Below are 21,077 nucleotides of genomic sequence, written 5' to 3'. Positions count from 1 at the left end.
AGATCTAAGGCCAGATACCTTTTTGGTTGAATGCTTCTACTACTCTACCAACTGCTAAAACCATTGCAGCTCGTCTCATGTCAATTTTATGTTTCTTTGATAGTGCATGTGTATCTCTAAAGCCTCGAGTAATGTTTGCTTCCATTTTGTTTGCAACTTCTTCAAATGACCAATAGTATCCCATGTTGTTTTGAACCCATTCAAGGTATGATATGCATACTCCGCCAGAGTTTGCTAAAATGTCTGGCACAACAATAATCTTCTTTTGGTAAATTATTGGATCTGCTTCAGGTAATGTTGGACCGTTTGCAGCTTCGGCAATAATTTTACATTGTAATTTTGCTGCAATCTTTTTATCGATTTGATTCTCCAAAGCACCAGGAATCAAGATATCACATTTTGTTGTAAGTAATTGCTCAGTGGATACCTTTTTGCTTCCAGGGAATCCAACCACAGAGCCCCTGTTTTTCTTGTATTCGATTAACTTGTTAACTTTGAAACCATTTTGCACAATTATGGAACCCTTAGAATCACTTGCTCCAATAACTTTAGCGCCCATCTTCTCAAGATACTCACCTGCAAATGTTGATGCGTTTCCAAATCCTTGTAATACGACTTTGGCACCTTTGAGTTTTAGTTTAATTGATTTTGCAGCTTCTCTAACACAATAAGCAGCACCTAATCCAGTTGCAACATTTCTAGCCAGAGAGCCACCCATGGAGATTGGCTTTCCAGTAATTACACCTGGAGAGTATTTGTTTTCATTTAATTTGCTAAAGGTGTCCATGATTTGCGTCATCTCTTTTCCAGTTGTGTAGACGTCTGGTGCAGGGATATCTTTTCCTGGACCTATTACTTCAGATAACATGTAAGCAAATCTTCGAGTAATTCTTTCTAGCTCACCCTCGCTAAGTTTTTCTTTTTTAGGATTAACAAAAACACCACCTTTACCACCACCTAATGGAACATCTACTACTGCACACTTCCAAGTCATCCATGATGATAGTGCCATGACTTCTCTTTCCATGTACTTTACGCCACCTTCAGGGTCAAAGTATCTGATTCCACCTTTGTATGGTCCACGGTCATTGTTGTGTTGGCTTCTAAATCCAGTAAAGACGCGAATCTTTCCGTTATCCATCTTTACTGGCAGTTTAACTCTAAGTAATCGATTTGGCATTGTAAGGTAATCACGCATTCCTTTGTCTTTTATTCCTAAAATGTCACATGCATCGTGAACTTGTTGTGATGCATTCTCAAATGGATCTACATTTGCCAAATTAACCAACTTGATGATCTTAGAATTGTATTTAAACGCTGTCCTTAGCTGAACTTGGAAATTTATTTTTGATCGCTAATTGATAAATTTTCAATGATTAGATGTACACTTTTTTGAATGTCATCTGTCTCTCTAATTTTTCAATTGCATCATCTAATGCTCTAATGTTTATTTCTAGAAAATTAGATAGATGATACATCGCACCATATTTTTCTCCAATTTTTGAGACGAGGTTATTTTTTTCAAGAACCCTCATGTGATGTTGAACTGCCTTGTAGTCCAAATCAAGTTCTTGCGATAGTTGATGTGTGTTAAGAGGTTGCTTGAGAAGCATCATTACAATTCGTAATCTTGTAAATCCTCCTCTTGTACTGGTAAAAAGATACATCAAGAGTTTTTTTGTTTGCCGATCAATCTTTCGTTCAGGGCTTAGTTCTGAAGATCGTAGGACTTGTCGGAATTCCATTAATTGTGAAATACTCATACTTTCTATCATGCATGATTGTTGAAAAAAGCATAAAACAGTATTTCCAGATCTATACCATATCATACACAGTAATGAGACTGGAGATAACAATTACCCTTAAATTGACTTAGCATGAACTCGTTTTGAAATGATGGCATCACGCGGTTATGATATGACGCCTACCATGTATTCACCAGATGGTAGGATTTACCAAGTAGAATATGCCATTGAGACAGTCAAGCGTGGAACCCTAGCAATTGGGATAAAATCCAAAGAGGGTATTATCATGGCAGTTGAGGAAAAACCACGTGCATTGCAGACATCAAATATTACTCAAAAAATATTCCAAGTAGACCAGCATATTGGGGTGGCCGCAGCAGGATACATTCCAGATGCCAGAGTCCAAGTCGATAATGCAAGATTCTTCTCACAAGGAAACAAGATGACCTATGATGAGCCAGTAGAAGTAGAAACAGTTGCAAAGCACCTAGCCGACCAGTGTCATCAGTTTACACAATATTCTGGAGTCAGACCATATGGTGTGGCACTAATCATTGCAGGAGTTGACCAGAAGGGTCAATCAATCTATGTTACAGATCCTAGTGGAACGTTTGTTCCATATGCAGCAGTTGCAATCGGGGCTTCAGCGGATGAAGTAACAGACTTTTTGGAGAAAACATACAGTGATGACTTGAGTTTAGAAGATGCAGCAGCACTTGCAGTAGCTGCCATCAGCATTAAAGCAGAAAAGAAAGATGGTGTAAAAAATATCAAGATGGCAAAGATTACTACCGAGAAGAAAGTTTTAGAAAAGATCACAGAAGGCGAGATTGAAAAATATCAGCAAATTGCTAGTCAAAAATTCAAAGTATAGTTTTGCTCTTTAGTTTTGCTAATAAATTAAAAAATTATTTTGACGAGGTTTTAATCTAAATGGGATTAGGTAGTAGCTACTGGGCAGAGGTAATTCAAGTACTAAGTGAGATCATTCCAGTTTATGATAAAGTAAATTCATACATTTCATTGGGAAAAGACAAGGAACACAGAAGGCGTGGAATTTCGGGCAGAGTTCTTCCAGGGAATAAAATTCTTGATGCAGGCTCAGGCTTTGGTAACATGTCAAAAACTGCATCAAAGATTTGCAATGAAGATATCATAATTACACTGTATGACCCACTAGTTCCAATGCTAAAAAACACAGGGACATTTTTTCAAAAAACACCAGACATGTCTTGTGGAGTTTTTGAACACATTCCATTTCAAGATGAAAAGTTTGATGCTGTACTTTGCGGTTATTCATTACGAGATGCCATCAGCTTGAAAATTGCAATCTCAGAGATTCACCGAGTGCTAAAGGATGGGGGCAGATTTGTAATAGTAGATCTTGGAAAACCTGATGAGTCATTTATCAGATTTGGAGTTTCATTTTATCTTAGAATGATTCTTCCAATAGTGGCACTAATTGCTGGAGGCAGACTAGGCTTGAAGTTTGGAACACTGTATGGAACATACAAGAGATGGCCAAAGAACAAAAAACTCGAAGAGATGTTAAGGGAGAAATTTTCCAAAGTAGAATTTGAGAAAGATCTTATGGGCGGGGCAATAATGGTTGCCGCATACAAATGAAAAGAGCTTTAATTTTAGTAAATGTAACTGGACTCTTAGTTGGAATCTCTTATGGATTACACGGCCCAATGCTGCCAGTCTTTGCAAAAAATGTAATCGGTGCATCATACACAGAAATCGGACTCATCGGATTTGCAAATTTTATTCCATACATGTTTATCCCGTTGTTTGTTGGATTACTGCTAGATAGATTCAACAACGGGTATCTCTTATCTATAGGAGTCGTAATCAACTCAACCTCTGTGTATCTGTTATCCATTGCACAGTCAGTTCCTGAGATAATGGGATTTAGAATTATGACAGGAATAGCACATGCATTCTTTTGGCCCCCAAGTGTGGCAATCATATCCAATGTCAGTGAGGGACGACAGCGAGTAAGAAACATTGCAAGGTTTACAGGATTCTTTGTTGCAGGATTCACCATTGGGCCCTTGATTGGCTCTATACTTTTGGAGAATCTTGATGTATCATTAAGAGTAGTGTTTCAGATTGCAGCATTCATTCTTGCGTTTGCAATAATTTCATCACTATCATCATCTAGATACAAGATACGCGAGCATACTACCAAGTTTTCTTTTGATGCAATAAGGGAGATGAAAAAATTCCCACATGTGATCATAATGCTAATCTACTGCACATCTACATTTGGCATAATTTTGACTGTGTACCCTGCGTTTCTAAATGATAATTCTATGAGCGATGTACAAATCGAGATGTTATTTTTCATATTTGGTATTTCTCGCATTGTAACACTTTTAGTTGCGGGAAAGTTGGCAAGAAGAACCAGTCACACTCTGATTGCAGCCACTGCATCAATTGCCACAGGATTGTTAATATCGTTTGGTGCAGAATCAATCATAGAGTTTGCGGTTGCATTTTTGCTTATGGGATTTGGGTTTAGCATCTTCTTCCCATTGACTATAGAAATAATCCTGAGTAAAACAAGAAAGGAGTTTTCAGGCACCATCATTGGATCATATGAGACAATCTTTGGAATAGGATGGGCCATAGGTCCAATTTCGGCAGGTTTTATTTCTGAGATTCAAGCAAACAGTACCCCATATCTGATATTTTTTGTAATAGGAATAGGAGTGACGATTCTTTCGATAATCAAGCATAAGGAATTAGAACCACAGAAGAATCCAAATCTTTAATTTAAGATTTGAGTAATTTTATGCGTGATTGATTTTTCCCTAAATGTTGCAGGCAGTGAATGGATAATCATTATTTTTGTGGCACTTGTGTTAATTCTTGGAACTAACAAGCTGCCAGAAGCAGCAAAAAAATTAGGACGTGCTTCTGCTGAATACAGAAAAGCTAGAGATGAAGTACAGAATCAGATGAAGGACTTTAGCACACAAAATGTTCAGGTCTCAGGTCCTGTGCAAAACGAAAGAGAAAAGCTAGAGATGATTGCAAAATCATTGGGAATTAATTTTGCTGGAAAGACAACAGATGAGCTAAGAGAGATAATTTCAACAAGGATTGGAAAACCAATTGAGCCAAAGTCAGAGTCAGAAAAGACAGAATAAAATTATTTTTTAATTCTGTAGATGTTTTTGTCTAATCGCTTTTTTGCAAAGCTATAGTATTCCTTTACAATCTCAAACCCAAGAAACTTTCGTCCGTTCTTTTTGCTAATCACTGCAACCTGTCCAGAGCCAAGGAATGGATCCAGTACAAGATCACCCCGCTTGCTAGAATACTGCATGATCTTTTCAATTATTTCTGACGGAAGTTTCGTCGGAGTCTTTTCATCACCAGTCCAGTACTCTCTTTTTATTTCCCAGACATCTTCTTTGTCCTTATAGTGGAGACTACGGCCTTCTTTATTTTTGGAATCTTTTTTGAATCTAGAAAATGGATAAAACTTTCTCTTCTTTGGATTCTTGCAGACATAGAGGCAATGGTAATGTGACGTGACAAACTTTTTCTTTGTCACTACACCGAATTGATACTTCCAAATTAGATGATTAATCGTTACAAAACCAACGTCATCTAAAGCCATTAGAATATCCTTGAGATTGTTCCATCCAGAGAAGACATACATGCTTCCCGAATCCTTTAGGATTCGAAATGCTTCTGACATCCATTGAAAAGTAAAGTCATAGTAATCCTCAGGTTTTATTTCGTTATAGCCCTGCATGACTCGTGAAGCTGTTCGGTTGTAGTTTGCCTTTGTAGCTTTGAAATTTATTGCAAATGGAGGATCAGTTACTATAAGATCAATTTTCTTGTCAGGTATCTCACTCATTCCCTGAATACAGTTTACATTGTAGATTTTGTTTGGAGTGAGTGATTTCAATTTTAGATTTGTTATGGAATCCTTGCTTAATAATGTCATGAAAAATAAAGATGGAATAGTTGTTGTAAAATTCTGCTATCGGTATTCCATCTTGCCTTTGATTTTGTTGACTAGAGCCATCTCTTCTTTGAGATGCTTTGCAAGTAGCTTTTCGTGTTCTCTCTTGTGCTTCCAGTATGCGTTTAGAACAGCTTGTCTTGATTTTGCTTTTTTGATAGCTGCTTGAAAGCTTCGATGAATCTTTGCTACTTCGTTTGTGTAACTGGCCATGCTTCTAGTATCAGTACATGATAGATAACTCTGGCATGTTTACCAATTTAAACACCTGATGAGTTTACCTTGACTCGGGATTTTGCAGTCGAGGCATGGTACAGGTATACAGTAGTGCGATCAATGAGGTATGCCCCCAGATACAGCTCAAATGAATTCTCAAACAATAAATCCATTCACAGTCAATTATGAGACACCATGAAGTACAGCTGCCCTAACTGCAAGACGAGTCTGGAGATACAAAGGACATTCAACAAGAAGATGGTAATTTTTTGCCCAGGTTGCAAGCTAGAAGACATTTTAGAATTTACAAAAAATCTCGATGAGGCTTATCTGAATTTTCTAACAAGATTTGACAAGGGAAAGATACCAAACAAGGACCAGATGCAGCAAGGACTGCAACAGCAGGGGATAATTCGCGATGAGACAGAAATCAAAAAGATGATTGGCACTGCAAAGCTAGACGAGGTTACAAAATCTGTACTGTACTCAAAGAAGGATTACGTGTCATTTTACAAGGTAATGAAAAAACCAGAGCCAGAAATGGGTCAAAAGGTATCAGAATTTGGATTGGACAGTGAAATATCAAAATATTTGTCTGAAAAAGGAATTGACTCATTTTACAAATTTCAAGAAGATGCAATATCGGAGATCATCTATGGGAATAATGTAATCATTGAGGCCCCAACTGCATCAGGAAAGACTGAAGCATTTTTGATTCCAATTGTACAGAAGATTCTATCTGAGAAGGAGAGCTTTGGGAAAATATTTGCACTGTTTGTATATCCGACAAAGTCACTTGCAAGAGATCAGTTTCCAAAAATAAACTCGCTTGCACAAAGAGTTGGAATCAAAGTTGGAGTGTTTGACGGAGACACAAAACAGATAGAGCGCGCAAAAATTCTAGATGAACCACCAGAGATTATCGTAACAAACTTTGATGTGCTGCACTACCACATGTTCCACCAAACAAAGTTTGCGTCTCTTCTTGGATCAATAAGGTTTCTTGTTGCTGATGAGACACATGTGTACACCGGAATATTTGGCTCGAATGTTCACTACATCATCAAACGGCTAAAAAGAATTGGAAAAAAAATTCAGTTTGTTGCAGCATCAGCTACTCTCGATAATGCAGTAGAGTTTACAGAAAAGCTGTTTGGAGAAAAGATGAATCTCATTCACGGTTCTGGAAACAAGAGCGAAACAGACTTTGTTATGCTTTTTCCCTCCTTGAGAACACAGCGTGCCCTGATGGTTGATTTGACAAAAAAGCTTACACAAAAAAAACACAAGACGATGGTGTTTAGCAACTCGCACCTAAACTCGGAGCTTCTTGCAATGCAGGCAAGAAAGCAAAAGATTGGCATCAAGGTTCACAGGGCAGGGCTGATGGCAAACTATCGGAGGTCTGTTGAAAAGGCATTCAAGGAAGATGCGCTACAGGCCATATCATGCACGCCAACACTTGAGCTTGGCATTGATGTGGGAAACGTTGACGGAGTGATATCATCTACAATTCCTGTAAACAGACTGGTTCAAAGAATTGGAAGGGCTGCAAGGAAAGGACAGAGAGGATATGCATTTCTGGCATTGGGAAATGATCCTATATCTCAGTACTACAAGAACCATCCTGATGACTATTTTGATGACACAGAAAAGACGTACATTGACCCAAAGAATCCTTTTGTAGAAGAGTTTCAGATGCTGGCTATGGCTTGTGACAAGCCAATCTCGAGGCATGAGCTAAAAGAGCACTCAGATGTCATTGAAAAGCATCTCCGAGACGGAAACCTTGTCTTGGTAGAAAACAGAATTGTTCCAAACTATGACACGGTGCACAAACTGCTAAGCGAGTTTAGCATTAGAGGCATAGGAAGCTCAGTTGACATATTTCTTGATGGAAGAAAAGTAGGAGATAGAATTTTGCCGATTGCATTAGAGGAACTGCACAAGGATGCAATCTACTTTCTTGCAGGAATCAGATACAAAGTAAAAGAGTTCGAGTATCCTGAAAAAAACTTTGCAAAGCTTGAACGCATTCCAAGAGACTATCCATACTATACCAAAGCGCTAACCGAAGAGTGGCCTACAATTGAAACAGTGTATGAGCAAAGGAAGGTCTTTGGGATGGAAGTTGCATTTTGCAAGCTGCATATACAAAAGAGCGTTTACGGTTATGTCAACATCGAGCTAGGCCAAGAAGTATCGCAGGGAAAGAAAGTTCTTCTCGAGAAGAAGCTAGAGTATGACTTTGTAACTAAAGGAATAGTATTTCATGCACCAAGACCTGAAAAAGAGATCGCAAAGTCTGAAGACCAAGAGTATGTTGAGGCAAGCGGATACCATGCAACAGAGCATGTGGTAATAGAAGGAAGCAACATGATTACCGGAGGTGTATCGCAGGACCTTGGTGGAATCTCTCTAGGAGCATCAGGTCTGATATTCATTTACGATGGTGCAATTGGTGGAAATGGCGCAAGCAAAGCACTCTATGATAGATTTGAGAAGGCCCTTGAGCGCAGCATGTACATAGTAAAAGAGTGTCCTTGCAAAAACGAGGCAGGGTGTCCCAGGTGCACATTCTCGTACAGATGCGGAAACAACAACGAGTATCTTCACAAGTACTCTTCCCTTGAAGTTTTGCAGAGAATCAATAATGGTGAGAAGACAGTACTAGAGGATCCAACTGAAGGCGACAGACCGCTTGTGTAAAATTAAGAATCTTGTGATAGAGTTTTTGTGTGGCCGGGATCTTCTTTACAAGCTTTGATAATTCTAGAGTTTAGCTCATCTTTTTCTTTTTGAGATAGTTCTTTCTCCATTCCACCCATGCTCCCAGCATGCAATTTTTCCTAACTGCATAAAAACGATCCCCTGATTTTCAGCCTCAATTGTAAAAAAATTGTCCGATATTACACCTAAAAGAAATCCTTCAAGATTATATTGTTGTTGAAGAGAGTTACATCATGAAAGGAATTTTCATAATATTTGCAGCACTGCTGATTGTAATTATTCCAACATCTTATGCGCAGGAATTTCCCGAATATGGAGTCAAGGTGGAAACTGTTGCAGAAAATCTTGAAGTTCCTTGGGCAATTGCATTTGCACCAGACGACAGAGTCTTCTTTACCGAAAGAATTGGCAAAGTAAGAGTGATTCAAGACGGAGTTCTAAATCCAGAACCGGCACTAACACTAGATGTTGCAGGAACAGAAGGCGGTTTACTTGGTATTGCGTTAGATCCAAATTTTAGTGAGAATCATTATGTGTATCTTTACTACACATACAATGATTTCTTAAACACGTACAACAAGGTTGTTCGTTATACCGAATCAGATAATACATTACACGACGAGTTTGTACTGCTAGACAAGATTCCAGGTGCACCATGGCATGATGGCGGAAGGATAAAGTTCGGTCCTGATGGAAAACTGTACGTTACACTTGGCGATGCATCAGATTACAGTCGCTCACAGAAAATGGATTCTCTTGCAGGAAAAATTTTAAGAATTAATTCAGATGGAAGCATTCCCAAAGACAATCCGTTTGAGGATTCACTCATCTATTCACTTGGACACCGAAATCCCCAAGGTCTTGATTGGGATTCTTTAGGAAATCTTGTGGCTACAGAACACGGACCGTCAGGGGAGAGGGGATTTGCACACGATGAGGTAAATGTGATAGAGTCAGGCAAAAACTATGGATGGCCAGAGATAGTTGGCGATGAGACAGATGAAAAATTTGTCTCCCCAATACTTCACACAGGAGATGAAACTTGGGCGCCATCAGGTGCTGCGTTTTATAAATCAGATAAAATTTCAGAGTGGAGTGAAAAGTTTTTTGTAGCTACACTTCGAGGGGTGCATCTTCGAATGATTGATTTTGATCTTGAAAATAATGCAGTTTTATCGAGTGAAGCATTATTCTCGGGAGAATTTGGAAGGCTACGAGATGCAAGCGTTGGTCCTGACGGACATCTGTACATTTTGACAAGCAACAGAGACGGAAGGGGAGGACCCGCGGTAAATGATGATAGAATTCTCAGAATTGTCCCCCTAGTAGAAAAGACATCACTCGAACCAGTTGCTACTCCAAAAAAACAGATGGATTCAGGGGTGGACCCCCACATGATTCAGTGCAATGAAGGACTAAAGCTGATCTTCAAAGCAAACGGATGGGTTCCAGCATGTGTGAAGACATCCAGCTATCAAAAATTAATTGATATTGGCTGGGCAGCAGATCATCATCCTGATGACCATATGATAAATATGTCAAAGTAAATACCTTGAATCATGGAAAAAGTTGCAGTTGTAACTGGCAGCTCGAGTGGTATCGGCCATGAAACCGCACTAGAGCTTGCAAGAAACGGATACGTTACATTTGCCACAATGCGAGATGTACAGAAGGGTAAAAAAATTCTAGATATTGCTAAAAAAGAAAATCTAAAGGTTGAGGTTTTAGCGCTTGATGTAGACAAGAAAGAATCGATTGAATCGGCGATAAGTGAGATCCTAAAGAAGAAAGGAAGAATCGACATTTTAGTAAATAATGCAGGATACGGTTTGTTTGGTTCTCTTGAAGATGTATCAGTTGAGGAATTCAAAGCACAGTTTGAGACAAACTTTTTTGGAATAATAAGGCTCATTCAACAGGTCGCACCAATTATGAGAAAGCAGGGTGACGGATTTATCGTCAACATCAGCTCTGTTGCAGGAAAGATTGGATTTCCAGGATCTCCTGCATACATTAGCTCAAAGTTTGCACTAGAGGGACTGAGTGAATGCTTGAGGTATGAGCTTGGTCAGTTTGGTGTAAAAACAATTATCATTGAACCAGGGGTAATCAAGACAAACTTTTTTGATTCAATGAAGGTTACAGAACCAAAAACAGATTCGCCATACACTGAGATAACACATAAGGTAATTGCAGGAATTAAGATGATGGCAGAGATGGGCACCCCTCCAATAGAGGTTGCAAAGGCCATCAGCAAGGCAATATCAGATAACCCCCCACTACCAAGGTACGTTGTAGGAAATGATGCATCAATGTTTCTTGAAGCAAAGAAGATGAAGACAGACATTGAGTTTGAAAATTATTTGAAAAAAGAGCTCTTTGGGGCATGACAAGACCTACGTTAAATTGATATACGCAAGATTCTGAATTTATCAAAGTCTACAATTTTGGGAAAAAATCATGAAATGGAAAACACTACAGCATAACGGAATACTGTTTCCCCCAGATTTCGAGTCTCAGGGAATCAAGATAAAGGTCAAGGGAGAGAAGGTGGGCCTTGACTTACTCCAAGAGGAGATGATATACCAGTGGGCAAAAAAGAAAGACACACCATACGCTCAGGACAAAGTTTTTCAGAAAAACTTTACAGCAGACTTTGCAAAGACACTAGATCCAAAGTTCAAAGGAATAAAGTATGAGGATATTGACTTTTCAGAAGCTTTCAAAGTTGTAGACAAAGAAAAAGACCTCAAAGAGATGATGACAAAGGAAGAAAAAAAATCACTTGCTGCAAAAAGAAAAGAGCTCCGTGAAAAGATGAAAGAAAAGTACGGCAAGGCAGTAATGGACGGCCAAGAAGTTGAGGTTGCAAACTACATGGCAGAGCCTCCAGGAATTTTTATCGGAAGAGGGGAGCACCCGTTAAGAGGAAAGTGGAAGAAGAGAGTCACTCCAGAAGATGTCATACTAAATCTAGGAAAGGATGCAAAGGTGCCGCCAGGTAAATGGGGCAAAATAATTCATGACCAAAATTCCATGTGGCTTGCAAGCTGGATGGATGATTTAACACAAAAAAGAAAATACGTTTGGCTTGCAGACACCGCAGGATTAAAGCAGGAGCGAGACCAAGCAAAGTACGACAAAGCAACAAAGCTTGCAAAGGAGATTGAGAAAATAAAGAACAGCATTGTCAAAGATATGAAGAGTAAGGATCCTAAGCTAAGCAGGATTGCAACTGCATGTTATCTCATTTACAGAACTGCAATGAGAGTAGGAGACGAAAAGGATCCCGATGAAGCAGACACCGTTGGTGCAACCACTCTAAGAAAAGAACACATCAAGCTAACAGGAAAAGCAATAGAGTTTGATTTTCTAGGAAAGGACAGCGTGAGATGGCAGGAGACAGTTCCAGCTGAAGGACAGGACAAGCAATTTTACGATAACTTGGAGAAATTAATTTCAAACAAAAAACCCAAAGATGAAATCTTTGATGGAATTACCTCAAGACACGTTAATGCGTACTATTCCAGCATAGTGAAGGGATTAACAGCTAAAGTGTTTAGAACGTACCTAGCATCAACTGTTGTAAACAACTATCTCAAGAATCATGATAAAGTGAAAACAAAATCACCAAATGAAAAGTTGTATCATGCAAAGATGGCAAACCTAGAGGCTGCAAAGATGTGTAACCATAAAAGAACTATTCCAAAGACATACGAATCTGCACTGCAAAAGAAAAAGGAAACCCTGAAGAAGGCAAAGGAATCCACCCCAAAGACAGAGAAGCAAAAGGAAAAGCTCAAAGACAGAATTGAAAAATTAAAGCTGCAAATTGACCTATCTGAAAAGACCAAAGATTACAACCTTGGCACATCATTGAGAAACTATATCGATCCTCGAGTCTTTAAGGCATGGACAGATGAGGTGGGCGCAGAGTGGGAAAAGCTATACACAGCAGCATTGCAGAAAAAGTTCCTCTGGGTAAAAAATGCCGATGTAAAGTGGAAAGACATCTCCCAGCAGTACTAGTCTTGAAAGGTTAATCTTCTTCCTCGGCGTTATAGAAACAACGTATGGTAGGCCTTTTTGGCAAAAGTAATGGTACAAAGTGCAAAAAGTGCGGCACTGAGCTTCATGATCCTGAAAGACTAAAGCGACATCAAGAAAAGGCTCACGGGGACAAGAAGAACATATGCGAAGAATGTGGTCAAGAGTTTCTCTCCTCAGACAATTTGAAAAAGCACAAGAAAAAATGCAAGTGAGTAATTGGTACAGATACAAAACATAGCCAAATTTTATAACCTCCAAGAACATCTCGTCTAATATGAAAACAAGCGTTTTGTTTGTGCTAGCAATTTTCACAATAGGCGTTTTCACGGTAAACTATGCTTATGCCGCACCAGGCATTGAGATTTCAGGATACAAAACAAACATCAACCCAAGTGACAGCATTCTGATAGTTGGAACCGCTGAAGGAATCACATCTTACAAGAGAGTGAACCTCTCAGTGTATGACCCAACTGGAAAGCTAATCTACTCACCTAACTTGATGGTAAGCGGAGATGGAAGCTTCAACTATTTGATACATCCAACTTTACCATCATTCATGTCAGGCGCATACAAGGTAGTAGCCAGTCACCCAGACTTGCAACAGACATCTGAATTCACATTCACAGTAGGAGGAGCTGTATCGGCCCCGACACCTGCACCAAAACAGCCTGCAAAGATTACACTTGAACATGTAATCACAGGAGGTACTTTGCTTGATGTTATGGCAGATGAGCAAGCAAAGTCACTGGTTCTAGGTATTGCATCTACAGGTGACGGACAGATAGTTGTTGACTTGCCAAGAGAAATTCTTGATGCAAGACTTGGAGGTTGTACAGGAGACGATGATAGTCTGTTTGTACTAGTTGACGGTGAAGAAGATAGCTTTGAAGAAACCAAAGACGCCAACATGCGACAAGTTACAATCAACTTTGCAGGCGGAACTGAAGAGATAGAAATTATCGGCACCTGTGTTGTTCCAGAATTTGGAGCAATTGCATCAGTGATTATGATAATTGCAATAGCAGGAGTCATTATGATTTCAGCAAAATCAAAGTTTGGTATGCCCAAACTCTAATCTTTTTTATTTATCAAAATCATGCAGCGCTGATTCGTGGTAGCTGGCATAAAAGATGAATAGGATCATCAGAAAAGGTGGAGCAGTTATCACACTGTAAATGAAGTGGCTGGCTACAGACTTCACAAAACTTTTTCACAGAAAGTGTTAGTCCACAGCATCTGCATGAATCTATTCTCATGGTTACTGCTCTAAAAAAAAGTATTAGACGTTTGGTGTGTAGTTTCTGCACACCCACGGTAAACAGACGGTAACCATTGTTTCCACTCCAAACAATCAGACTCTGCCCTTTTGATTATGCAAAACTCCTCGCTCAAGCATCCATTGGATTCCAATTGAAAACTCATCGTTTGTCATTCCACCAGATGACCACTTTGCAGAGTTTGATTTAATCCAGATAGGAATTTCGGTAGGAGATGGTGCTTTTGGAGGTTTTGAGAAGGGAACCTTGATCATGTCTTTTTCTAAAAGAAACTGCAACGTGTTGATGTACTCTTGATCAGAGATGCTAGATGAGGTCCAAAGTTTTGTCGTATGCTTGAACCAGTTTGGAATTTGCACAATATCATATCCTACAGTTACAACAAAAGAAGTTCTCAACGCATCACCAGAGGATGTTGTTGCCATGCATCTAACAGTTGTCTTGCCAACCTTGAATACAGAGCCTGATGTCTTATCGCACTGAACATGCAATGTGCCACTTGAGTCACTAGCTTTTACATCAAATGATACAGGTATTGGAACTTTAGAGACACGGTAGATATCACCACCTGATGAGATTTGTGGTTTAACATCACTATTTGATAATGCATATGCACTAGCACTCATTGAGCTAATCATCAATGTCATTACAGACAAAATTAGAACAAAATTGTTCATTTGATACCATACCGTTGCATCTTGTTTTGATCGCAACTTTAGTTGGTTTTATGCAGTTAAAGCTTACTATGCAATTCTATTTTTCAATGAAATAAAAGAAAAAATGATCAAAATCAAAAAAAAATTAACAAATAAAGTTGTCAATTATCAAAAAAAACTATACAAGCACTACTTTTATCGTTTGATCTTTGCGTTTTAACATGGCTGCAAGAAGAAAAAGAACAGCTAGACGAACAGCTACAAAGCGAAGAGCTGCAGGTGGAAAGAGAAGATCTGCAGGTGGAAAACGCAAGAGCTCAAGAAGATCTGCTGCTGGAAAGCGAAGATCATCAAGAGGTAGCGGAGCTAGCAAAGCTAAGAGAAAAGCAGAAGGTGTTGCCAGAAAGAGAAAGAACGAACTTCAAAAGGCACTAAACAAAATAAAGTCTTTGAAGAAGGCAACAAGACAAGCTGAGAAATCAGCACGAAAGAGAAAATCTGCTTTCACACAAGCTGCAAAAAGAGCAAAAAGTACCCGATAAGGGTCTTTCTTTATTTTTTATTATTTTTATTCATTTCAAAAAATTAGCATATATCATATAGTAATACTTTATGAGTGGCTTACGTCATGTTTAACTTATTCAAACAGACACTAAGATATAGTCCCTACATACGTATGGTCCACATTGAAACTAGCAAATAGAAGTAAACACAGAGGAGTCATTGGCGTCGAAGCAGCTATCGTAATGATTGCATTCGTAGTTGTGGCAGCCGCACTTGCATTTGTAGTGTTAAATTCTGGATTTTCAGTTACTCAAGAGGCAAAGACTGCAATCATTTCAGGATTGAATGAAGCATCAAGTAGCTTGGAGGTTGCAGGTAAAGTCACAGGAGTGGCTTGTACAGAATCAGCACAAGGATGTGGAACAACGCCATACCTAAATGCCACTGGAATTCCACTTCGAATCGCATCAGGTGGAGACGTAGTTAATCTCGATGAGGACTATATCCAAGTAAGATATCTAAGCAACACAATATCATATGATGACATTTACATTGGACCAATTACTACTGCAACTGCAACTAGCATAGAAGGAGGCTTTGATGCCGGAATTACTGCACTATCAGAATTGGTTGCTGGACAAAATCCAGTTGATGGTGGATTAACCACTGGGACATATGCTTTCACATATTGGAGTGTTTCTAGAGGAACACAAAATGCAATATTAGATCAAGGAGAGCATGCAACTTTGGCAATTGGATTTGATAGTGATGAATCTGTTGAAGAAAGACCAGGAGCACTAGATAAGATAAGAGTAGAAGTAGTACTTTCAACGGGTGCAACACTAACAGTTGAGCGAGATATTCCAACACTATCTAACAAAATTATTGATTTGGGATAATTCGTTTTTCCATTTTTTAATATTATCAAAACTATACATACTAAAGAATTCATATTCATTTGGAGATGAAGTCATTTTCTAGACTGCATTGAAAAAATTCAGAACAAGACCTTACAGTGCAGCTCTTGTGAGAATATGGTGATTTTTGAAATTATTTCAGATGTAGAATGTGATTGGGGAAAGCACACAATAATTCAATGCCCAAAATGCGAAGATTTGTTCACAACTGATGGCCCATGTCAGGCATTTTCAAACTTGATCAGATTGGCAGAGTTTAACAAGACGTTTTTGACAGATGATGAATCACGAGAATATTCAGAGTCCATCCATCCGTGTGATTTTTAATCTGAAGGATTATACCATGTATTGGAATCATCCTAACAGGATGACATCAAATAAGGAAATCATAAAGAAATTTTATGATTCCTTCAAAAGGAAGGACACACTGAATGATTTTTTCCACGACGACATAGAGTGGATTACTATGAAGGGCATGCCCAATGGAGGCAGATATGTTGGATTCAAAGCAATAATGGAAGATTATTTTCCAAAGATGCTATCCAATTTTGGTGAGTTTCACGCATTGCCAAAAGAATTTCTTGACAGAAAGGATAGAGTAGTAGTTTTCGGAAATTACCATGTAAAATCCAAATCAGGCAAGGAAGGCAGAGTACCTTTTTGCCACGTGTATACATTGCATGAACAAAAGATTGCAAAGTTTGAGCAGCATATCGATACAAAAAAAATTCAGGAATATCTTTAGAATTAGTGCTATTGAGTCATTTTTGAGGTTTAGAATCATTTAATTTGCAATATTTTACGCATAATCTCATGCCGGGGTAGCTCAGCCTGGCCTAGAGTGCCAGCTTCTCCAAAGAAGGCAATACTCATAATCTGGAGGTCGTGGGTTCGAAACCCACCCCCGGCATTACAAGCTACCACGTGGAAAAATAATCCTCATACCGGAACGTATGTCCAAAAATCGGTATTGGTTTTCGTTAGGATCTTAGAACTAAAACTGTACAGTTTTTTACTTATTGTTTAGAGTTTTCTGCCTTTTTTTCAGTTGTTTCTTTGTTGCTTTTTTTCAGTTTTGAAAAGATGTTTTTGAACATAGGGCTACAATCAATGACCCAAATATAAGGCAAGGAATTAGCTTTTTACAACTCAAGCACTCAATAAAAAATGAACTAGGTGCTATAGCTACCTCTTATTTAGACGAAAAACCATGAGGATATACTTGGCAAAGGATCCCATAGCTTTTCATAAAAAACTAGGAGGAAAAATTTTTGTCCAAAGCAAGCTAGACAAGATTACTCAAAAAGACATCAAGCTAATTTACACGCCCGGGGTTGCCAAAGTTTGCAAAGAGATTAGCAAGAATCCAAAGCTAAAGTACACACTAACATCCAAGTCAAACAATGTTGCAATAGTTACAGACGGAACAAGGGTTCTTGGTTTAGGAAATATCGGACCAGATGGTGCGTTACCTGTAATGGAGGGCAAGGCAATGTTGTACCGCAAGTATGGAAACGTTAGCGCATATCCAATCTGTCTTTCAACTACAAACAAAAAGGAAATCATAGATACAGTAATTGCAATAGAGCCGGTCTTTGGTGCAATTAACATTGAAGATATCGAGTCTCCAAAAGTTTTAGAAATTGCACAGGAATTAGACAGTAGATTAAACATACCGGTATTTCATGACGATGGTCAAGGAACTGCAATGGTTGCCTTGGCTGCAGTAATTAATTCACTAAAATTAGTCGAGAAGAACATCTCAGAAATAAAAACTGTAATAGTAGGTTCAGGTTCTGCAGGATATTGGATTACAAAGTTATTTGCTCATGCAGGATGTAAAAAGTTAGTTGTAGTAGACTCTAAGGGAGTAATTTATCAGAAAAGAAAAAACACTAACAAATTCAAAAAAGAGATTGCAGGCATCACTAGACCAAAAGAGAGAGGATCATTGCATGAATGTTTGATAGATGCGGATGTTTTTGTTGGAGTTTCAGGAATAAAGAATTTGCTAAAAAAAGAGATGATACAAGGTATGAAAAAGAATCCAATAATCTTGGCGTTGACTAACCCAGACCCAGAGATTACGCCACAACTAGCCAAACAATCTGGGGCAAAGATTGTAGCTACTGGCTCGTACAATTACAAAAATCAAGTCAACAATGCACTTGTTTTTCCATATTTTATGCGGGCCATACTGGATCTTAGAATAAGGAACATCACATTAGATGTCCTGTACAACTCATCAATAGCAATTGCAGAGACCTTATCCAGAAAGGAGTTATCCCCAGATAGGATTATTCCAGACATTAGTGATAAGAGACTACAAAGTAGAGTAAGAAAATCGCTGAAGAAATCTATCAAATAATTACTGATTAGGCATTATTCTTCGCGCACGATTCCATAAAAGAATACAGAGTCTGCTAATGTTGCTGACCATTTCTGGAGAATTTGTATCCAGTATGGAATCCTTAGAGTCATTATGGCCGGAGGTTTCATCTATTAGCCCAGACATGATTAATTTTCTCCTTTCTTCTACAATCATCCTACTCTTTGAGGGAAGAATTCCATATCGTATTTCCTCAGCTTCGAATTTTTGAAGTATCGATTCCTCTTTTGGATCAGATTTTTCGGTCAAAATTCTAACTTTGATATTTTGCTTCTTGGCTTTTTTTACTATTTCAGGAATTTGTGTGTAATACATTCTTATCAAATCTTCTTTTGAGGAAACAATGTAGACAGTATTTCTTGCATTAGAAATTAATTTTGCAATATGAGCATATACTATGTTTCTACCTTGCACAATGTTTAGCTCATGCTCTTGAGTAGAAGAATTATCAAAAGAAACAGACTTTAAAGAAGAATTAACTCGGGGAATGAGTTTTTTCATAGTTTCTACTTCACACTCTTTTTTTTGAACTATGTTATTGAGGCATTCATCAGGTTTGGCGGCAATACATTTTACAGGATTTGAAAAAGTAAACTTTACTACACCTAAACCTTGTAGATGGTCTAACATTCTGTAGACTTTTCCTCTATCTAACTCAGTCTTTTTTGCTAATAATCCGACAGGAATTGGCCCATATCTCAACATTGCCAAGTACAATGTGGATTCATCAGCAGATAATCCAAAGTACTCAAGATCATAAAAAAGATCTTGCTGTTCATTCACTTTACCGATGTAACCTCACTACATTAATTCCAAGTGTTTCATTAATTGCATTTAGTAGTCTATCGATCTGATATGGTTTTTGTATTATAGCGGAAACACCCTGCCTTTTCAAAAGAGATACATTTACTGATTCAGAACCAGAGTACACAATAATTTTGGAATTCGCTTCAAAATTTTTAATCTCCCTTACTGCAAAAAAGCCGTCAAATTGCGGCATAATCAGATCAGTAATTATCACGTCAGGTCTATGATACTGGTATAGTTCTATGGCATCCATACCATTTGAACCAATTCCAACTACGCTAATGTTATTTAATTCCAATAATTCTTTTAGGACTGTAGTGATGTCTGAGTCATCATCAACTAGCACTACTCGTATCTTTTGATTTAATTTTTTAGTGGGTGGATTTTCTGTCAATATTTTCTTACATTTTGCATAAATTATAAAAAGTATTAAAATCTGATCTATTTTTTGCAAAAAAATCTCATAGAATATGAAATTTAGATACAGTGTCTAAAATAGAATACAAATTAGTGCACTGCAAGTATTTATTTAACAAAATGAAAGTAATAACATATGAGCTCTCCTCAATTGCCAAAAACAAGTGTCACATTCAGACTAGATCCTGAGAAACTAAAACTCCTACACGAAGAAGCCAGTAACAAACAGATTTCACTTAATACTCTCGCAAATCAAATCATCAGCTCATATGTTGACTGGCATTCATCAGCTTCCCAAGCGGGTTTTGTGTCATTAAGAAAACAGTTGATCATGAGACTCCTAGAAAAATTTTCAGGAAAGGAAATCCTTTCCATCTCAGAAGAAATCGCAGGAGCTACTACTAAAGATATTGTCTTACTGTTAAGAAAAAAATACACGATCGAATCATCATTAAATGTAATTGAAACTTGGATAAAAATTTCAGGATATCCTTACAGCCATCAAATTGATGGAACATTACACAGTTTTATCATTCAGCACGAGATGGGCCCAAAATGGTCGATATATCTATCAGGTTTGTACAAACACATCTTTGACTGTTTTGGTTTAAAGAAAGTTGACTTTGATTATACAGAAAAATCCTTATCGTTTGAAGTCGATACAGAAAAACCCACATAACATTAATCAAGCATTAGCAAGTCAACAAATTATTGGTTTTTCAGTATTTTGTGGAGACTGCTAGTTTTGCAGATTTTGCAAGATATGTGTGCGCACTAAGGGAGCACCCACTGAGGGTTTACCAGTTTTCTTACAAAAAAAAGAACATCTTTTCAACAAGAAAGATTCTATCAAAGTCAATCTTACATCTCTTCACAGTATCAGAAAAAGACGGCAGATACATCTCCTATGATCCTCTGGGTGGAAAGGAGACATTTTCTATTGTAGATGAAATTACAAGGGCAGGAAATTATGCCCCAATTGTAGAGCTTGATTCGTTACCATTTCCGATAAAGCTGACAAAGACAATAAAGGACAAGTTCAAGCCAATCAAGGTGCATGAGCTAGGCGACCTTGCTAGGCTGACATACGACCCAGAGTGGCCAGAAGATTATGAGTTCACACTGCTTGCATTTCCTAAAAAGAAAAAATGGTACATCGGATACATTACAAAGTTTGATCTTGAGGATACGTTTTTCTGTTTTAATTATGTAGAGCAAGATAATGAGCCTCCTGCTCCATACCTAAAGTATTCAGGCCATAAGGGAGGAAAGGCGGAATTTACAAACAAGTTTCAGCATGGGTATCCATATCTGCCTGTAGTAAAGCTAAAAGCTGCGCATCCAATTTTTGGACTAAAATAAATAATTAATCAATCCAATT

Annotated in this window: 24 protein-coding genes and 1 tRNA gene; 18 read left to right on the top strand and 7 right to left on the bottom strand. The window is 38.2% G+C overall.

What is annotated here, in order from left to right:
* Window positions 1-4: 4 nt before the first annotated feature.
* Window positions 5-1,279 carry a Glu/Leu/Phe/Val family dehydrogenase gene (locus C6988_RS02005; RefSeq protein ID WP_182133045.1) on the bottom strand — a complete coding sequence of 425 codons (1,275 nt, stop codon included), beginning with the start codon at window positions 1,277-1,279 and terminating at the stop codon, window positions 5-7.
* 97 nt (window positions 1,280-1,376) lie between these two features.
* Window positions 1,377-1,763, bottom strand: coding sequence for an ArsR/SmtB family transcription factor (locus tag C6988_RS02000; RefSeq protein ID WP_182133043.1), 387 nt, complete (start codon window positions 1,761-1,763; stop codon window positions 1,377-1,379).
* 130 nt (window positions 1,764-1,893) lie between these two features.
* Between C6988_RS02000 and C6988_RS01995 the strand changes: the two genes are divergently transcribed.
* The 4 genes from C6988_RS01995 to C6988_RS01980 are packed head-to-tail and all read left to right on the top strand — an operon-like array spanning window position 1,894 to window position 4,903.
* On the top strand, window positions 1,894-2,619 hold the full coding sequence (locus C6988_RS01995; protein WP_182133041.1) for an archaeal proteasome endopeptidase complex subunit alpha: 726 nt from the start codon (window positions 1,894-1,896) through the stop codon (window positions 2,617-2,619).
* 59 nt (window positions 2,620-2,678) lie between these two features.
* Window positions 2,679-3,371 carry a class I SAM-dependent methyltransferase gene (locus tag C6988_RS01990; RefSeq protein WP_182133039.1) on the top strand — a complete coding sequence of 231 codons (693 nt, stop codon included), beginning with the start codon at window positions 2,679-2,681 and terminating at the stop codon, window positions 3,369-3,371.
* The gene (locus tag C6988_RS01985) at window positions 3,368-4,525 is read left to right on the top strand and encodes an MFS transporter (protein ID WP_182133037.1); all 1,158 of its coding nucleotides are present in this window, start codon (window positions 3,368-3,370) and stop codon (window positions 4,523-4,525) included. Before C6988_RS01990 ends, C6988_RS01985 begins: the two co-directional genes overlap by 4 nt.
* A gap of 24 nt (window positions 4,526-4,549) precedes the next feature.
* Window positions 4,550-4,903 carry a Sec-independent protein translocase subunit TatA/TatB gene (locus C6988_RS01980; RefSeq protein WP_182133035.1) on the top strand — a complete coding sequence of 118 codons (354 nt, stop codon included), beginning with the start codon at window positions 4,550-4,552 and terminating at the stop codon, window positions 4,901-4,903.
* Between the two features lie 2 nt (window positions 4,904-4,905).
* Here C6988_RS01980 and C6988_RS01975 read toward each other — a convergent pair whose 3' ends face one another.
* Together C6988_RS01975 and C6988_RS01970 are read right to left on the bottom strand one after the other, a co-directional pair.
* The gene (locus tag C6988_RS01975) at window positions 4,906-5,715 is read right to left on the bottom strand and encodes a DNA-methyltransferase (RefSeq protein WP_182133033.1); all 810 of its coding nucleotides are present in this window, start codon (window positions 5,713-5,715) and stop codon (window positions 4,906-4,908) included.
* Between the two features lie 36 nt (window positions 5,716-5,751).
* On the bottom strand, window positions 5,752-5,946 hold the full coding sequence (locus C6988_RS01970) for a hypothetical protein (RefSeq protein WP_182133031.1): 195 nt from the start codon (window positions 5,944-5,946) through the stop codon (window positions 5,752-5,754).
* A 198-nt stretch (window positions 5,947-6,144) separates the two neighbouring features.
* On the opposite strand from C6988_RS01970, the gene C6988_RS01965 reads away from it, so the two are divergent.
* From C6988_RS01965 to C6988_RS01940, 6 genes are all read left to right on the top strand, one after another.
* Window positions 6,145-8,658, top strand: coding sequence for a DEAD/DEAH box helicase (locus tag C6988_RS01965; RefSeq protein ID WP_182133029.1), 2,514 nt, complete (start codon window positions 6,145-6,147; stop codon window positions 8,656-8,658).
* Window positions 8,659-8,912: 254 nt separating this feature from the next.
* Window positions 8,913-10,226, top strand: coding sequence for a PQQ-dependent sugar dehydrogenase (locus C6988_RS01960; protein ID WP_182133025.1), 1,314 nt, complete (start codon window positions 8,913-8,915; stop codon window positions 10,224-10,226).
* Window positions 10,227-10,238: 12 nt separating this feature from the next.
* Window positions 10,239-11,069 carry an SDR family oxidoreductase gene (locus C6988_RS01955; protein ID WP_182133023.1) on the top strand — a complete coding sequence of 277 codons (831 nt, stop codon included), beginning with the start codon at window positions 10,239-10,241 and terminating at the stop codon, window positions 11,067-11,069.
* A gap of 70 nt (window positions 11,070-11,139) precedes the next feature.
* Window positions 11,140-12,708 carry a DNA topoisomerase I gene (locus tag C6988_RS01950; protein WP_182133021.1) on the top strand — a complete coding sequence of 523 codons (1,569 nt, stop codon included), beginning with the start codon at window positions 11,140-11,142 and terminating at the stop codon, window positions 12,706-12,708.
* A gap of 44 nt (window positions 12,709-12,752) precedes the next feature.
* Window positions 12,753-12,941, top strand: a complete 189-nt coding sequence (locus tag C6988_RS01945; protein WP_182133019.1) for a C2H2-type zinc finger protein — start codon at window positions 12,753-12,755, stop codon at window positions 12,939-12,941.
* A gap of 62 nt (window positions 12,942-13,003) precedes the next feature.
* Window positions 13,004-13,804, top strand: coding sequence for a PEFG-CTERM sorting domain-containing protein (locus C6988_RS01940; RefSeq protein WP_182133017.1), 801 nt, complete (start codon window positions 13,004-13,006; stop codon window positions 13,802-13,804).
* Window positions 13,805-14,080: 276 nt separating this feature from the next.
* Here C6988_RS01940 and C6988_RS01935 read toward each other — a convergent pair whose 3' ends face one another.
* Complete coding sequence (locus C6988_RS01935) at window positions 14,081-14,683, bottom strand: plastocyanin (RefSeq protein WP_182133015.1); 603 nt, start codon at window positions 14,681-14,683, stop codon at window positions 14,081-14,083.
* Window positions 14,684-14,883: 200 nt separating this feature from the next.
* On the opposite strand from C6988_RS01935, the gene C6988_RS01930 reads away from it, so the two are divergent.
* The 6 genes from C6988_RS01930 to C6988_RS01905 all read left to right on the top strand — a co-directional run bounded on the left by C6988_RS01930 (window position 14,884) and on the right by C6988_RS01905 (window position 18,451).
* A complete protein-coding gene (locus C6988_RS01930) occupies window positions 14,884-15,204 on the top strand; it encodes a hypothetical protein (RefSeq protein WP_182133304.1) in 321 nt (106 codons plus the stop codon).
* Window positions 15,205-15,348: 144 nt separating this feature from the next.
* A complete protein-coding gene (locus C6988_RS01925) occupies window positions 15,349-16,065 on the top strand; it encodes an archaellin/type IV pilin N-terminal domain-containing protein (protein ID WP_255464140.1) in 717 nt (238 codons plus the stop codon).
* A 135-nt stretch (window positions 16,066-16,200) separates the two neighbouring features.
* Complete coding sequence (locus C6988_RS01920; protein WP_182133013.1) at window positions 16,201-16,410, top strand: hypothetical protein; 210 nt, start codon at window positions 16,201-16,203, stop codon at window positions 16,408-16,410.
* A gap of 40 nt (window positions 16,411-16,450) precedes the next feature.
* Entirely contained in the window at window positions 16,451-16,828 is a 378-nt protein-coding gene (locus C6988_RS01915; RefSeq protein WP_255464139.1) for a nuclear transport factor 2 family protein, read from the top strand.
* Between the two features lie 70 nt (window positions 16,829-16,898).
* Window positions 16,899-16,993 (top strand) — tRNA-Met (locus C6988_RS01910).
* A 312-nt stretch (window positions 16,994-17,305) separates the two neighbouring features.
* On the top strand, window positions 17,306-18,451 hold the full coding sequence (locus C6988_RS01905) for an NAD(P)-dependent malic enzyme (RefSeq protein WP_182133009.1): 1,146 nt from the start codon (window positions 17,306-17,308) through the stop codon (window positions 18,449-18,451).
* Here C6988_RS01905 and C6988_RS01900 read toward each other — a convergent pair whose 3' ends face one another.
* Together C6988_RS01900 and C6988_RS01895 are read right to left on the bottom strand one after the other, a co-directional pair.
* Window positions 18,452-19,255, bottom strand: a complete 804-nt coding sequence (locus C6988_RS01900) for a TrmB family transcriptional regulator (protein WP_182133007.1) — start codon at window positions 19,253-19,255, stop codon at window positions 18,452-18,454.
* Window position 19,256: 1 nt separating this feature from the next.
* Complete coding sequence (locus C6988_RS01895; RefSeq protein ID WP_182133005.1) at window positions 19,257-19,673, bottom strand: response regulator; 417 nt, start codon at window positions 19,671-19,673, stop codon at window positions 19,257-19,259.
* Window positions 19,674-19,832: 159 nt separating this feature from the next.
* On the opposite strand from C6988_RS01895, the gene C6988_RS01890 reads away from it, so the two are divergent.
* On the top strand, window positions 19,833-20,375 hold the full coding sequence (locus tag C6988_RS01890; protein ID WP_182133003.1) for a hypothetical protein: 543 nt from the start codon (window positions 19,833-19,835) through the stop codon (window positions 20,373-20,375).
* Between the two features lie 32 nt (window positions 20,376-20,407).
* On the top strand, window positions 20,408-21,058 hold the full coding sequence (locus C6988_RS01885; protein ID WP_182133001.1) for a hypothetical protein: 651 nt from the start codon (window positions 20,408-20,410) through the stop codon (window positions 21,056-21,058).
* Window positions 21,059-21,077 lie beyond the last annotated feature (19 nt).

The organism is Nitrosopumilus sp. b1 (assembly GCF_014078545.1).
Classification (GTDB): Archaea; Thermoproteota; Nitrososphaeria; order Nitrososphaerales; family Nitrosopumilaceae; genus PXYB01.
This window is presented reverse-complemented; position numbering and strand designations above follow the sequence as displayed.

Bases quoted from the DNA above. Each gene is read 5' to 3' on its own strand.
- C6988_RS01915 (WP_255464139.1), top strand. From the start codon at position 16,451: ATGACATCAAATAAGGAAATCATAAAGAAATTTTATGATTCCTTCAAA.
- C6988_RS01890 (WP_182133003.1), top strand. From the start codon at position 19,833: ATGAGCTCTCCTCAATTGCCAAAAACAAGTGTCACATTCAGACTAGAT.
- C6988_RS01975 (WP_182133033.1), bottom strand. From the start codon at position 5,715: ATGACATTATTAAGCAAGGATTCCATAACAAATCTAAAATTGAAATCA.
- C6988_RS01970 (WP_182133031.1), bottom strand. From the start codon at position 5,946: ATGGCCAGTTACACAAACGAAGTAGCAAAGATTCATCGAAGCTTTCAA.
- C6988_RS01935 (WP_182133015.1), bottom strand. From the start codon at position 14,683: ATGAACAATTTTGTTCTAATTTTGTCTGTAATGACATTGATGATTAGC.
- C6988_RS01930 (WP_182133304.1), top strand. From the start codon at position 14,884: ATGGCTGCAAGAAGAAAAAGAACAGCTAGACGAACAGCTACAAAGCGA.
- C6988_RS01920 (WP_182133013.1), top strand. From the start codon at position 16,201: ATGGTGATTTTTGAAATTATTTCAGATGTAGAATGTGATTGGGGAAAG.
- C6988_RS01945 (WP_182133019.1), top strand. From the start codon at position 12,753: ATGGTAGGCCTTTTTGGCAAAAGTAATGGTACAAAGTGCAAAAAGTGC.
- C6988_RS01955 (WP_182133023.1), top strand. From the start codon at position 10,239: ATGGAAAAAGTTGCAGTTGTAACTGGCAGCTCGAGTGGTATCGGCCAT.
- C6988_RS01960 (WP_182133025.1), top strand. From the start codon at position 8,913: ATGAAAGGAATTTTCATAATATTTGCAGCACTGCTGATTGTAATTATT.
- C6988_RS01950 (WP_182133021.1), top strand. From the start codon at position 11,140: ATGAAATGGAAAACACTACAGCATAACGGAATACTGTTTCCCCCAGAT.
- C6988_RS02000 (WP_182133043.1), bottom strand. From the start codon at position 1,763: ATGAGTATTTCACAATTAATGGAATTCCGACAAGTCCTACGATCTTCA.
- C6988_RS01965 (WP_182133029.1), top strand. From the start codon at position 6,145: ATGAAGTACAGCTGCCCTAACTGCAAGACGAGTCTGGAGATACAAAGG.
- C6988_RS01995 (WP_182133041.1), top strand. From the start codon at position 1,894: ATGATGGCATCACGCGGTTATGATATGACGCCTACCATGTATTCACCA.
- C6988_RS01985 (WP_182133037.1), top strand. From the start codon at position 3,368: ATGAAAAGAGCTTTAATTTTAGTAAATGTAACTGGACTCTTAGTTGGA.
- C6988_RS01990 (WP_182133039.1), top strand. From the start codon at position 2,679: ATGGGATTAGGTAGTAGCTACTGGGCAGAGGTAATTCAAGTACTAAGT.
- C6988_RS01940 (WP_182133017.1), top strand. From the start codon at position 13,004: ATGAAAACAAGCGTTTTGTTTGTGCTAGCAATTTTCACAATAGGCGTT.